The sequence below is a fragment of the Pseudomonas shirazensis genome, from assembly GCF_014268785.2.
Lineage (GTDB): Bacteria > Pseudomonadota > Gammaproteobacteria > Pseudomonadales > Pseudomonadaceae > Aquipseudomonas > Aquipseudomonas shirazensis.
In genome coordinates this window covers 26149-39686 of the sequence record NZ_JABWRD020000002.1, presented here as the reverse complement: position 1 = coordinate 39686, position 13538 = coordinate 26149, and the positions used below count along the sequence as shown (strand labels likewise).

Below are 13538 nucleotides of genomic sequence, written 5' to 3'. Positions count from 1 at the left end.
AATTGGCATGACCTCGCAACGTACCCGCGAACGGCTGATCCAGCGTCTGACCGAAGAAGGCGTATCCAACCCCAAGGTGCTTGACGTGATCCGCCGTACGCCGCGCCATCTGTTCGTCGATGAAGCGTTGGCGCACCGCGCCTACGAAGACACGGCGCTGCCGATCGGGCACAACCAGACCATTTCCCAGCCGTTCATGGTTGCGCACATGAGCGAGCTGCTGCTCGAGGCCGGCCCTTTGGACAAGGTGCTGGAAATCGGCACTGGCTCGGGATACCAGACGGCGGTGCTGGCGCAGTTGGTCGAGAGAGTGTTCTCGGTAGAGCGGATCAAGGTCCTGCAGGACCGAGCCAAGGAGCGGCTGCTCGAACTCAACCTGCGCAACGTCGTGTTCCGCTGGGGTGACGGCTGCGATGGCTGGCAGGCGCTGGCGCCTTACAACGGCATCATCGTGACGGCCGTGGCGCCAGAGGTGCCGCAAGCGCTGCTCGATCAACTGGCGCCTGGCGGGCGCCTGGTGATCCCGGTTGGCCCCGCTGGCGAGCAACAGCAGCTGTTGATGATCGTCCGTGAAGAGCATGGCTTCTCTCGACGAGTCATGGGTACGGTACGCTTTGTGCCGCTGCTCAATGGCCCGCTGGCCTGAGTCACAGGGAATATTTGCAGCTGCAACGAATTCCTGTGGCGTGGACCTGTCTATGTGGCGGGCGAGTGCTGAAAAAACCGCGCACGTCCTGAAAGACTTTTGATGTTTTGCCTGCGCGCCCACACTTCAGTGGGCTCGGTTATAATTGCAACATTATTGCATTTTGTTTAGTCGGTTTTCGGCACCATGAGGGGAGCGCGGGTGGGTCACACAATCAGTCTGCAGCGCAAGGATCGGTCGTTTTTCAAGCTCCTGATGGTGGCACTGGCCATGGGCACGCTGCTGACGGGCTGTTCCAGTACCGGCTCGAGCAGCGCCCGGGTGGTGGACCGCAACAACGCAGCGCCCAAGCGGCCGACCGTGACCACTGGTCAATACATCGTCAAACCGGGCGACACGATGTTCTCGATCGCCTTCCGCTACGGCTGGGACTACAAGGAGCTGGCCGCGCGCAACAACATTCCGGCGCCTTACACCATTCGCCCTGGTCAGCCGATCCGCTTCAACAGTGGTTCGACCGGTAGTACCACCGTGGTTTCCAGCCCTTCGTCTTCGAGCAAGACCACCGTTACCCGGCGCCCGGTGGGCACACCTGTACCGTCCGTCAGTGGTGGCAAGGTGATAACCAGCGCTCCATCGAGCACCACCACGACCGTCACCACAGTCCCCGCCGCAGAGCGTACGGCTGGCGGCTGGACATGGCCCGCCAACGGCGTATTAATTGGAAAATTTGCTTCAAACGGTAGTTTGAATAAAGGCATTGATATCGCCGGTGATTTGGGACAGCCTGTTTTTGCTGCGTCTGGTGGTGCAGTGGTATACGCCGGGAGTGGATTAAGGGGCTACGGCGAACTGATCATCATCAAACACAGCGATACCTACGTCAGTGCTTACGGTCACAACCGCAGGCTTTTGGTACGGGAAGGGCAGCAGGTCAAGGCAGGGCAGGCTATTGCTGAAATGGGGTCCACGGGCACTGACCGGGTGAAACTGCATTTTGAAATCCGCCGTCAGGGCAAACCCGTCGATCCGCTCCAGTTCTTGCCACGTCGTTGAATGTTGCACCCGGCCTGTTCCTTGGATGTAGAGGGGACAGGCTCCAGCGCTGCCACGGAATCAGGTGCCGCTAGAGTCTGAGTTCGAACTCAGCAAAGGACTATAACAATGGCTCTCAGCAAAGAAGTGCCGGAGTTTGACATCGACGATGACCTTCTCCTGATGGAGACCGGCATCGTTTTGGAAACGGATGTGGTGTCAGACGAACCTGCTGTATCTGCGGTTCGGACCAAGGCCAAATCGGCCTCATCGCTCAAACAGCACAAGTACATCGACTATACTCGGGCACTCGATGCGACTCAGCTGTACCTCAATGAGATCGGCTTCTCGCCGTTGCTCTCTCCCGAAGAAGAAGTGCATTTCGCACGGCTTTCGCAAAAAGGCGACCCTGCAGGTCGCAAGCGCATGATCGAAAGCAACCTGCGTCTGGTTGTGAAAATCGCCCGTCGTTACGTCAATCGCGGCCTGTCGCTGCTCGATTTGATCGAAGAAGGCAACCTTGGCTTGATTCGCGCGGTAGAGAAATTCGACCCAGAGCGCGGCTTTCGCTTCTCCACCTATGCCACCTGGTGGATTCGTCAGACCATCGAACGCGCCATCATGAACCAGACGCGCACCATTCGCCTGCCGATCCATGTGGTCAAGGAACTCAACGTCTACCTGCGCGCTGCGCGTGAGCTGACGCAAAAGCTCGATCACGAGCCGTCCCCCGAAGAAATCGCCAACTTGCTTGAGAAGCCGGTTGCCGAGGTTAAACGCATGCTTGGGCTCAACGAGCGGGTCTCTTCGGTCGATGTTTCCCTGGGGCCTGACTCCGACAAGACCCTGCTCGATACCCTTACCGATGATCGCCCGACCGACCCATGCGAACTGCTGCAGGACGATGACCTGTCGCAAAGCATCGATCAGTGGCTGGGTGAGCTGACCGACAAGCAGCGTGAAGTGGTGGTACGCCGCTTTGGCCTGCGCGGCCACGAAAGCAGCACCCTTGAGGATGTCGGCCTGGAGATTGGCCTGACCCGTGAGCGGGTTCGGCAGATTCAGGTCGAGGGGCTCAAGCGTCTGCGCGAGATTCTCGAGAAGAACGGTCTGTCCAGCGAGTCGCTGTTCCAGTAGCGTGACTGCGTCGAACAACGCCCCGATTTGTCGGGGCGTTTTTTTCGCCTTGAGAATGTTGTAGTTGCCACCCTTGTTGCAGCTAACGTACGAGATTGCTTACGGCCAGCGTAGGAAATTGGCCTATGGGTAAGTAAATCATTGTCGTTTTCAGTAGTGATAAATTCGTAACTAGCTGATAAATAAAGAATTATCAGGCATGTGGAAATATGTCCGCTGTAACAATCAGAGAAATCTCCACGTTGTCTGTTCCGCTGAAATCGCTAGTATCTGAACTGTGCCAACGGACAGGCACAGGCTTTCAGGATGAAGGCCAAGGACATCGCAGGACGCGATTCATCAGGATGATGTACAGGGACAAGCAGGGACTACGGAAAAAAATGTGGGCGGGTCATACCGCCCCTTTTTTTGCCTGCGATTTGAGCTCGCGGTTCTCGCCAGGCACAAAAAAAGCGACCCGAGGGCCGCTTTGTTCGAACCAGATGCGCCAAGCGTATCAGCGTTCCAGATCAGCAATCTTGCCAGGTTTGCCATCCCACTCTTCAGCCTCGGCCATGGCATCTTTGCGCTCGGTGATGTTCGGCCAGATTTCCGCCAGCTCGGCGTTCAACTCGATGAAGTTCTCCATGCCGGCAGGCACTTCGTCTTCCGAGAAAATCGCCTGTGCCGGGCACTCTGGCTCGCACAGCGCGCAGTCGATGCACTCGTCCGGATGAATGACCAGGAAGTTCGGGCCTTCATAGAAGCAGTCCACCGGACACACTTCCACACAGTCGGTGTATTTGCACTTGATGCAGTTGTCGGTGACGACGAAGGTCATTCTAATTTTCTCCTCAGGCAACGGCTGCATGCCCTTCCTTGCAGGGCAGCACGGTTCACAGGTATGTGGCTGCAGGCCAGGCTAATAACCTGCAGCACCAGCAAACCGCGCGGGATTCTACCAGCTTGCGCAGGCAGCCGTTATAACAGGTTCTTCAGTTGATATAGCATTTCGATAGCTTGGCGCGGGGTCATGCCATCCAGGTCGAGCTTGCCCAACTTGTCGATGGCAGGATGCGGCAGGCTGGCAAACAAGTCGCTCTGGTGCGGGACATGCGGGTCAGGCACAACTTTACCTGGGCTGGTTACAGCCTCGCCAGGCAGGCTGGCAGTTTCCAGTCGGCTCAGGTGCTCGCGTGCACGTTGAATCACCGGGCCGGGTACGCCGGCCAGTTGCGCCACCGCCAGGCCGTAACTCTGGCTGGCAGGGCCTGGCAGGACGTGGTGCAGGAAGACAATGCGTTCGTTGTGCTCGGTGGCGTTCAGATGCACGTTGGCCACCAGCGGCTGGCTCTCGGGCAGTACCGTCAATTCGAAGTAATGCGTGGCGAACAGGGTATAGGCGCGCAGTTGCGCCAGGCGCTCGGCGGCGGCCCAGGCCAGCGACAGGCCGTCGAAGGTGCTGGTGCCACGGCCGACTTCATCCATCAGCACCAGGCTGCGGTCGGTCGCGTTATGCAGGATGTTGGCAGTCTCGCTCATCTCGACCATGAAGGTCGAACGGCCGCCGGCCAGATCATCACTGGAGCCGATACGGGTGAAGATGCGGTCGACCAGCGACAGCTCGCAGCGCACCGCCGGGACGAAACTGCCAATGTGCGCCATCAGCACGATCAGTGCGGTCTGGCGCATGTAGGTCGATTTACCGCCCATGTTCGGGCCGGTGATGATCAGCATGCGCGTGCTGTCGTCCAGGCCCAGGTCGTTGGCCACGAACGGCGTGGTCAACACCTGCTCGACCACGGGGTGGCGGCCTTGCTCGATACGCAGGCAGGGCTCGTCAACAAAGCTTGGGCAGTTCAGGTCGAGGGTCAGAGCGCGCTCGGCGAGGTTGCTCAGCACGTCCAGCTCGGCCAGTGCTGCGGCGCTGTCCTGCAGCGGCGCGAGGTGACCGATCAAGTTTTCCAGCAGCGCATCGTAGAGCATCTTCTCGCGCGCCAGAGCCCGGCTCTTGGCCGACAGCGCCTTGTCTTCGAAGGCTTTCAGTTCTGGCGTGATGAAGCGCTCGGCGCCCTTGAGGGTCTGCCGACGGATGTAGTCGGCAGGCGCTTGTTCGGCCTGCTTGCTGGGCAGCTCGATGAAGTAACCATGCACCCGGTTGTAGCCCACCTTGAGGTTGGGCAGGCCGGTGCGGGCTTTTTCCCGCACTTCCAGGTCGATCAGGAACTGGCCGGCGTTTTCGCTCATGGCCAGCAACTCGTCGAGCTCGCTGTCGTAGCCGGTCTTGAGCACACCACCGTCGCGGATTACCGCCGGCGGGTTGTCGATAATGGCTCGCTCGAGCAGGCTGGCCAGCTCCGGGTAAGTGCCGGTGATTGCCGCCAAGCGGGCCAGGTGCGGCGCCTCCAGGTCAGCCATGGCATTTTGCAGCTCAGGCAGGGCGGCGAGGGCGTCGCGCAGTCGCGCCAGGTCGCGCGGACGGGCGTTACGCAGGCCGATCCGGGCCAGGATCCGCTCCAGGTCGCCAATCTCTTTGAGTTGCGGCTGCAGCTTTTCATAGCGATAGCCGTCGAGCAGGCAGCGGATCGATTCCTGACGCGCTTGCAGCACCTTCTGGTCGCGCAGCGGACGGTTCAGCCAACGGCTCAGCAGGCGGCTGGCCATGGCGGTCTGGCAACGGTCGATGACCGATTGCAGAGTGTTGTCGCGGCCGCCGGCCAGGTTGATGTCCAGCTCCAGATTGCGCCGACTGGCGCCATCGAGGATCACCGTGTCGTCCATGCGCTCGTGGCGCAGGCTGCGCAAGTGCGGCAGGGTGGTGCGCTGGGTTTCCTTGGCGTAGGTCAGCAGGCAGCCTGCGGCACCGATCGCCAGGGTCAGCTTGTCGCAACCAAAGCCCTTGAGGTCCTTGGTCGCGAACTGCTGGCACAGGCCCTTGCGCGCCGAATCGCGGTCGAAGTCCCACGGGGCACGGCGCCGGCAACCGCGGCGCTTCTCGGCCGGCAGGTCGCGTGGCCAGTCATCCGGGATCAGCAGCTCGACCGGGTTGATCCGCTCAAGCTCGGCCAGCAGATTTTCCCAGCCTTTGATTTCCTGCACGCTGAAGTTGCCGCTGGTAATGTCCAGCACGGCCAGGCCGAACAGCCGCTCATCGCCGAGCACGGCGGCAATCAGGTTGTCGCGGCGCTCATCGAGCAGCGCCTCGTCGCTCACCGTGCCAGGAGTGATGATACGCACCACCTGACGCTCGACCGGGCCCTTGCTGGTCGCCGGATCACCGATCTGCTCGCAGATCACCACCGACTCGCCGAGCTTGACCAGCTTGGCCAGGTAGCCCTCGGCCGAATGGAACGGTATCCCGCACATCGGGATCGACTGGCCGGCCGACTGACCGCGCGCGGTCAAGGTGATGTCCAGCAGCTTGGCGGCTTTCTTCGCGTCTTCGTAGAAGATCTCGTAGAAATCGCCCATGCGGTAGAACATCAACTGGTCCGGGTGCTGATTTTTCAGCCGCCAGTACTGTTGCATCATTGGAGTGTGCGCGGAGAGGTCAGACATTCGGGGCCTTACAGCGTGATTCGGTGGGCGATTTTGAAACCGGCAATGTTACAGACTTTTGCCCAGCGATGCAGGGACGATACGCCATTGGATTGCCGCGCTCTGCCAAGCGCTGGCTGGCCCGTGCGCTGCCGCATCAATTGCATTTGCGCACAACTCGTTGCATTATGCGGCTTATGCAAAAACGCAACGTAGCCTCCGTACTCAAGACCTTGCTCGACCGCCACGGCCTGTCTCCGACGGAGCTGCACCGGCGCACGGGCGTTCCCCAATCCACGCTTTCGCGGATTCTCAGCGAAAAGATCGTTGATCCGTCAGACAAACACGTCTCCAAAATCGCCGAGTATTTCGGCGTCAGCACCGACCAGTTACGTGGCCGCGCCGAACTCGGCGATTCGCGTGAAGCGGCGCAGCCGGCTCATGGTCATGCCGACATGAGCGATATCAGCCTGTGGGACGACGAAACCCCCGTCGAGGACGACGAGGTCAGCGTGCCCTTTCTTCGCGAGGTCGAGTTGGCAGCAGGATCAGGAAGATTCGTCATCGAAGAGAGCGAGCGTGCGCGCCTGCGTTTTGGCAAGCGCAGCCTGCGCCACAATGGCGTCCAGTTCGACAACGCGAAGTGCGTGACCGTACGCGGTAACAGCATGCTGCCGGTGCTGCGTGATGGCGCCACGGTAGGGGTCAATACCGGTAAATGTGCGATCGGCGATATCGTCGATGGCGACCTCTATGCCATCAATCACAACGGCCAGTTACGTGTGAAGCAGGTATATCGCCTGCCAACCGGCATCCGCCTGCGCAGCTTCAACCGCGATGAGCACCCCGACGAGGACTACACCTTCCAGCAGATGCAGGATGAGCAGATCAGCCTGCTGGGCCACGTCTTCTGGTGGGGGATGTACGCCCGCTGAGTGAATATCGTCAGAACAAACCCGCTTCGGCGGGTTTTTTTTCGCCTGCAGAAAAGTCCTACAGCCAGCGTGATGCATGGCCCTCATGCATATCAGCAAATCCTCATGTGAAAACCTATGAATAAATGCATTGACTGCATATGCATATGCGCATAACGTGTTTCTCAAGCCGGGCAGAAACCGGTTGTTGCAAAGGCAGCGATGAACAGGCCTCAACTGTTCAGAGGGTTGGCAACTGGCCCGGGTGTGCAGCGTAAAGCACCACGAACAGTTTTCCGGCGGGCAGGCGGCCGCGGTCGGAGTGAACAGTTTTGGACATGACCGCAGGTGTCACCAGTAGTGGCCTGCGGTTGACCACGCATTACTGAAAAGCCGGCGATGGCGGGCTTTTTGGAATGCTGAGTTGAAGCGTAAACCGACCTGTCGACAGTCGTCGGCGGGCATCACACAGGAGACAGGGCAGTGACGAACGAGCAACAAGCGTTACTGGAAATGCCGCTCTGGCTGGTAATCGTCCTAGCGTTGCTGGGCGGTGTTTCCGGCGAAATGTGGCGGGCCGACAAGGCTGGAGCAAAAGGCTGGTCGCTGGTGCGCCGGCTGGCGCTGCGTTCCGGGGCATGCATGATCTGTGGCGTGTCGACGGTGATGCTGCTGTACGCCAGCGGCATGTCGATCTGGAGCGCCAGCGCCTTTGGCTGCCTGACGGCGATGGCGGGAGCAGATGTTGCCATCGGCCTTTATGAGCGCTGGGCAGCCAAGCGGCTTGGGCTGCGCGACGGCGCGCGGGCAGATGTGCGAGAGGAGCCCTGAACATGAGCGAACTGACAACCTTACACGCGGCAGTAACCGCAACCATTCGTGAGGCGATACCGGAACTTGCGTCAGTCGATGCATATTCATCTGTAGGAAACAGCACGGCATTACCCGCACTGCGCCATGGCGTGGTGCGCATGACGGCCGATCCTGCCCCCCGCGACGGGCGCTCGGTGCTGCTCGCCAGTTTCGAGGCGGACATTACCGCCGCGGATAGCGCCCAGGCCGAGGCGCGCCTGCAGGGCAGCCTCCTGGCAGCGCAATTGATCGACGTGCTGCGCCAGCAGTTCTGGGAGCTGGATTTCGTCGAAGCGAGCCGCAATGTCGAGGCTCAGTTCGACGGCAGTGGCTGGACGGTGCGCTGGGACCAGCCGGTGCTGCTCGGCGAGCCACGCTGGGATTGGCCCGACCAGCCGCCTGGGCAGTTGATGCTGGGGATCAGCCCGGAAACCGGCCCTGGCAACGAGGGCAATTACTTCCCTGCACAGGAGCTGTCATGAGTTACTCAAGTTCAATGCACGACCGCATGTTGGCCTGCCTGGTCATCCCTTGCCGCGTCGTGGCGGTGGACCCTGCCGCTGCGCGGGTACGGGTCTCGGATGGCAGCGGCTGGAGCAGCGCCTGGTTGCGCTGGCATGCACTGGCGGCAGGCCAGGCCCGCCACTGGCGCGCGCCAAGTATTGGCGAGCAGGGTGTGCTGTTGAGTCCCAGCGGCGAGCCGGCTCAGGGCACGTTTTTCCCGGGACTGTATGGCAATGCCGGGAGCCCACCAGATAACCGTGACCACCTTGAAGTGTGGCATTTCGCCGATGGCGGCTCACTCGCCTACGACTGGCAAGCTCGGCGCTACGACATCCACTTGCCGACCGGTAACGCCAGCATCCGGGTCGGGGCCAGCACGCTGCAGGTCAGCGACGGCGCCATCAGCCTTGACGCAGCGGCGATCACCTTCACCGGTAGCGTCTCGATCAAGGGCCCGCTGGTGGTCAGCGGCGATATCAATGGTGGCGGCCAGATCATCGACACGGCCGGCAATACGGCCAATCACAAACATTAACAGACCCGCCGATGCGGGTTTTTTTCTGTCAGGAGACTGCTATGCAAACCTGCCCATGGGGCTCGGCCATCGCTGTCCGGTGCTCGCCTGGAGGTGCGCCATGATCGGTATGGACCGGCGCACCGGCCAGCCGTTGGCCGGCATCGCCCACCTGCGTCAATCGATTGAAGACATCCTTTCTACTCCCCTGGGCAGCCGCCGCATGCGCCCGGAATACGGCAGCCAATTGCGCCGCTACGTCGACCTGCCGGTCAACGAGGGTTGGAAAAGCGCAGTCCAAGCTGAAGTCGCCCGTGCCCTGGGGCGTTGGGAACCGCGTTTGCAATTGGAGCGAGTCAAGGTGATTGCGGTAATCGGCGGTCAGGTCAGCATGAGCCTGCGTGGCCGCTACCTGGGCGCTGATGCCACGCTCGAGGTGCAGGTATGAGCCAAGTCGACCTGGCCCGGTTGCCAGCACCTCAGTTGCTCGAAGATCTCGATTACGAGGCCTTGTATCAGGCTGATCTGCAGACCTTTCGCGCCCATCTGGGGGACGCTTGGACCGCACAGCTTGAAAGTGACCCGGTCTGCAAGCTGCTGGAGGTCGGGGCCTACCGCAAATTGCTCAACCGGGCACGCATCAACGACGCGGCCAAGGCACTGCTGTTGGCTTACGCCCAAGGCAGCGACCTCGACCAATTAGCGGCCAATGTCAGCCTGCAGCGTTTACTCATCCAGACTGAAGACCGGACTCAGGTACCGCCGCTCGAGGCACTGTTCGAGTCTGACGCGGCACTGCGCGAGCGGGTGCAGTTGGTCTACGAGGGGCTCACCACTGCCGGGCCGCGCAACAGTTACATCCTGCACGCTCGCAACGCCTCGGGGCTGGTCGCTGACTCGACCGCCGAGAGCCCGTCGCCCGCGGTCGTCGATGTCACTGTGTTGAGCCTGGAGGGCAACGGTGTAGCAGATGCGCAGTTGCTGGCCCAGGTGGCCGCGTACCTCAATGACGATGACATTCGCCCGGTAGCCGACCGCGTCAGCGTGCGTAGTGCCGAGGTCTTGCCGTACCGCATTGATGCCACCCTTTACATCGCTGACAGCGGCCCTGAGTCGGAGGCGGTGCTCGCCGAGTGCCGTCGTCGGCTGCAAGCCTGGATCAACCCGCGTCGACGCCTGGGCGTCGAAGTTGCACGCTCCGGGATCGATGCACAGCTGCACATTGGCGGGGTCAGTCGGGTTGAACTCAGCGGCTGGGCCGACATCCGCCCGAGCAAGTCCCAGGCTGCGTGGTGCACGGGCTTCGATCTGAAGCGGGGCGGCTGATATGGACAGCCTGCTGCCGCTCAACCGCACCGCGCTGGAATGCGCCATCGAAGCCGCAGGCGATGAAGACCTCAAGGTCGACTTGCGCCTGCTCTACAGCCCCGAAAACTGCCCGCCGCACTTGCTCTATCAACTTGCCTGGGCCTGGTCGGTCGACCGCTGGGACGACAGTTGGAGCGACCCGATCAAACGCTCGGTGATTCGCTCGTCGTTCTTCGTACATGCCCACAAAGGCACCCTTGGCGCACTTCGGCGTGTGGTCGAGCCGTTTGGCTACCTGATTGAAGTGGAGGAGTGGTGGCAGGCCAAGCCGGCTGCTGCGCCTGGAACCTTCGCTTTGAAGATTGGCGTTTCCGATGCGGGCATCAGTGAGCAGACGTATGCCGAGTTGTCGGCGCTGATTGATGACGCCAAGCCTGTCAGCCGGCACCTGACAGGTCTGGTGATAAGTCTTGAAAGCCGCGGCGCGCTGCACTTGGGCTGCGCCATTCAGGACGGCGACGAGCTGGATGTCTTTCCGCCCGCCTCATCGGTCATTGCGGTCACCGGCACCATCGGTCGTGGTGGTCGCGAACATTCAATTGATATCTTGGACATTGCTCATGGTTGATCAGAATTCACAGTTCTACGCCATTCTCACTAATGTGGGCGCGGCGAAACAGGCTAATGCCGATGCGTTGGGCATCGCTTGGAAGATTACTCAACTGGGGGTGGGAGATGCCAACGGCAACGATCCAACTCCAAACGCGACCCAGGTCAGCCTAATCAACGAGTGGCGACGTGCGCCGTTGAATCAACTCAAGGTAGATGACAAGAACAGTGCGGTTATCGTCGCCGAGCAGGTGATTCCTGCCGAGGTGGGTGGGCACTGGATTCGCGAAATTGCCCTATACGATGCGGATGGCGACATGGTCGCTGTGGCAAATTGTGCACCGACCTACAAGCCGCTCCTAAGTCAAGGCTCGGGACGTACCCAAGTGGTGCGGATGAACCTGGTGGTGAGTAGTGCCAGCAACGTCCAGTTGAAGATTGATCCTAGCGTGGTACTTGCCACTCGGGAGTGGGTCACCGAGGAATTGGCGAGGCAGGATTTCAAGCATTCGGTGGTAGCGGCCACCACGGCAAACATCGTCCTCGGCGGCCTGCAGACGGTCGACGGGGTGGCGTTGCTGCCCGGCAACCGTGTGTTGGTCAAGAATCAGACCGCGGCGAAGGACAACGGGCTGTATAGCGTGGCTGCCGGGGCCTGGACCCGGTCTGCAGACACGGATACCAGCGCTAAGGTGACGCCGGGGCTTTCGGTGCACGTGGAGAAAGGTACGGCCAACGGCGATAGCATTTGGCAGTTGGTCACTGATGCCCTGATTTCCCTCGGCGTTTCGGGCTTGAGTTTTGAGATGGTGTTTGGCCGCACCGGTGTTGCTGCCGGTACTTACCGTAGCGTTACGGTCGACAAGAACGGTCACGTCACGGCTGCAGCCAATCCAACCACGGTGGCTGGCTACGGTCTGACGGACGTGTACACCAAAGCTGAGGTCACTGCCGCGCTCGCGCTCAAGGCTGCGTTGGACAGCCCGCTCTTCACTGGGAACCCACGGGTACCCACAGTTGCGCCTGAGTCCAATGACTACAGTTCGGTTAACACTTACTGGGCGCGCCGTATGGTGGCGCAATTCAACGCTCAATATGGTCTTGGCCATACCACCAGCGGCGCCATACCTGCGACTAAAGAGGAATTAAACAGCCTGCCGTCTGGCAACTACTACTATCCCTCAGTGATATCGCCATACCCTCTGCTCGTATTCGTACAGCGTATGGCGTACGCCACTAATCGTGGGTTCGAGATTGCCAACTATCCCTACCAAAAGCGGATTTTAGGGCGGGTAAGTAACAACGATGGAACCTGGCAGGAGCCGTTCGAGCTGGCGAATCTGGAAAGCCCAGGGTTTACAGGTATTCCGACAGGGCCAACTGCAGCCAAGGGTTCAAACACGCTGCAGATCGCCAACACCGCATTCGTCCAAACTGCTATTGCCGCCGTAGTCGATTCAGCACCGGGTACGCTCGACACGCTCAAGAAACTAGCCGCATCGTTGGCCAATGACCCCAACTTTGCCACCACGACGACAAGCGCACTGGCAAGCAAAGCAAACAAAGGCACCACGTTGGGCGGATATGGCATTGTCGATGCGCTGCCACTGTTTACCAGCGTCCCGACGGATATCGCGTCGGTGGTCAAAAGTTCGGTGATCTATCAGAACCCGTCAAATGGGCATCAGAATGCCTTGGGCGTGGCGGCAGGCTGCGTGCTGACAATAAGTGTCGAGAACGGCTCCGGATTTCAGCTCTACGGACGCGACGAAAGTTTGCTGTTCCGAGGCCATACCGGCAACGAGTACAAGCCGGTTCGCAAGGTCTTTCACTCTGGCAACTTTGATCCCGATGCGAAAGCCGATAAAGCAACCACGTTGGCAGGCTACGGCATCGCCGATGCGTTGGTGGTCAAGAACAATTACGCAAGCAGGCAGCAGCCGCAATTGGCGTCACCTACCGCAGGGATAGGCTCGTTGGATGTGGGCCTTGTGATGCGCGAAGCTCAGGAAGTAGGTGCGGCCCAGGTTACCGACGAATACGCGCCGGGGATTGGGTTTTACTGGGCGGCTCGCAAGGCGGGTCGATTGATCATGGACGCCGCCGGAGTCTTGAAGTGGAGCGGCAACCCGCTACTGACAGGGACGATCGCCACTCAAACCGAGGTCAACCAGGGGGCTACTGAAATTGCGGTAGTAACGCCCAAACGAATGCGTTTTGGCTTTGCCGCGAGCATGACGTCAAACGGTTACCTGATTTTGCCAACTTGGCTAGGTGGTTTTGTTTTTCAATGGGGCACGGTGCCGTCTTCTGCTGTTGCGGGTACTCAGAAAAACTTCGTGATCCCGTTTCCCACCAAGTGCCTGAGCATGGTGGGTTCGCCTTGGGGCAATCTTTCGTCAGCCTTTGAGGCAGCAGAGTTCTGGGGAGCCACAGAATCAACGTTCTTCAGCGCCAACTCGGCGGCCCAGACTAATTCCTACTTTGCAATCGGATACTGATC

General features: G+C 60.2%; 13 protein-coding genes. 11 read left to right on the top strand and 2 right to left on the bottom strand.

The annotated features are described in order from the left end of the window. Positions 1–7: 7 nt before the first annotated feature. From HU736_RS11460 to rpoS, 3 genes are all read left to right on the top strand, one after another. A complete protein-coding gene (locus HU736_RS11460) occupies positions 8–646 on the top strand; it encodes a protein-L-isoaspartate(D-aspartate) O-methyltransferase (RefSeq protein WP_178080818.1) in 639 nt (212 codons plus the stop codon). A gap of 201 nt (positions 647–847) precedes the next feature. Beyond that, positions 848–1702, top strand: coding sequence for a peptidoglycan DD-metalloendopeptidase family protein (locus HU736_RS11455; protein WP_186697696.1), 855 nt, complete (start codon positions 848–850; stop codon positions 1700–1702). Between the two features lie 108 nt (positions 1703–1810). Further along, a complete protein-coding gene (rpoS, locus tag HU736_RS11450; protein ID WP_101317301.1) occupies positions 1811–2818 on the top strand; it encodes an RNA polymerase sigma factor RpoS in 1008 nt (335 codons plus the stop codon). Between the two features lie 496 nt (positions 2819–3314). Here the strand turns inward: rpoS and fdxA are convergent, their stop codons facing one another. Continuing rightward, positions 3315–3638, bottom strand: coding sequence for a ferredoxin FdxA (gene fdxA, locus HU736_RS11445; protein ID WP_103436344.1), 324 nt, complete (start codon positions 3636–3638; stop codon positions 3315–3317). Positions 3639–3778: 140 nt separating this feature from the next. Then, on the bottom strand, positions 3779–6355 hold the full coding sequence (gene mutS / locus HU736_RS11440; protein WP_186697697.1) for a DNA mismatch repair protein MutS: 2577 nt from the start codon (positions 6353–6355) through the stop codon (positions 3779–3781). Between the two features lie 176 nt (positions 6356–6531). Here mutS and HU736_RS11435 point away from each other — a divergent pair, with 176 nt between their 5' ends. The 8 genes from HU736_RS11435 (at position 6532) to HU736_RS22190 (ending at position 13536) form a co-directional block, all read left to right on the top strand. Continuing rightward, the gene (locus HU736_RS11435) at positions 6532–7269 is read left to right on the top strand and encodes a LexA family transcriptional regulator (protein WP_103436346.1); all 738 of its coding nucleotides are present in this window, start codon (positions 6532–6534) and stop codon (positions 7267–7269) included. Between the two features lie 462 nt (positions 7270–7731). Continuing rightward, positions 7732–8079 carry a phage holin family protein gene (locus HU736_RS11430; protein ID WP_101317309.1) on the top strand — a complete coding sequence of 116 codons (348 nt, stop codon included), beginning with the start codon at positions 7732–7734 and terminating at the stop codon, positions 8077–8079. Between the two features lie 2 nt (positions 8080–8081). Next, a complete protein-coding gene (locus HU736_RS11425) occupies positions 8082–8582 on the top strand; it encodes a hypothetical protein (protein WP_181088539.1) in 501 nt (166 codons plus the stop codon). Continuing rightward, a complete protein-coding gene (locus HU736_RS11420; protein WP_186697699.1) occupies positions 8579–9139 on the top strand; it encodes a phage baseplate assembly protein V in 561 nt (186 codons plus the stop codon). Before HU736_RS11425 ends, HU736_RS11420 begins: the two co-directional genes overlap by 4 nt. A 100-nt stretch (positions 9140–9239) precedes the next feature. Continuing rightward, positions 9240–9566 (top strand): GPW/gp25 family protein, encoded by a 327-nt coding sequence (locus HU736_RS11415; protein ID WP_186697701.1) that lies wholly within the window; start codon positions 9240–9242, stop codon positions 9564–9566. Beyond that, positions 9563–10444, top strand: coding sequence for a baseplate assembly protein (locus HU736_RS11410; protein ID WP_186697703.1), 882 nt, complete (start codon positions 9563–9565; stop codon positions 10442–10444). The genes HU736_RS11415 and HU736_RS11410 overlap by 4 nt, the downstream gene beginning before the upstream one ends. A 1-nt stretch (position 10445) precedes the next feature. Next, on the top strand, positions 10446–11054 hold the full coding sequence (locus HU736_RS11405) for a phage tail protein I (protein ID WP_186697705.1): 609 nt from the start codon (positions 10446–10448) through the stop codon (positions 11052–11054). Continuing rightward, on the top strand, positions 11047–13536 hold the full coding sequence (locus tag HU736_RS22190) for a phage tail protein (RefSeq protein ID WP_186697708.1): 2490 nt from the start codon (positions 11047–11049) through the stop codon (positions 13534–13536). Before HU736_RS11405 ends, HU736_RS22190 begins: the two co-directional genes overlap by 8 nt. The last annotated feature ends 2 nt before the right edge of the window (positions 13537–13538 follow it).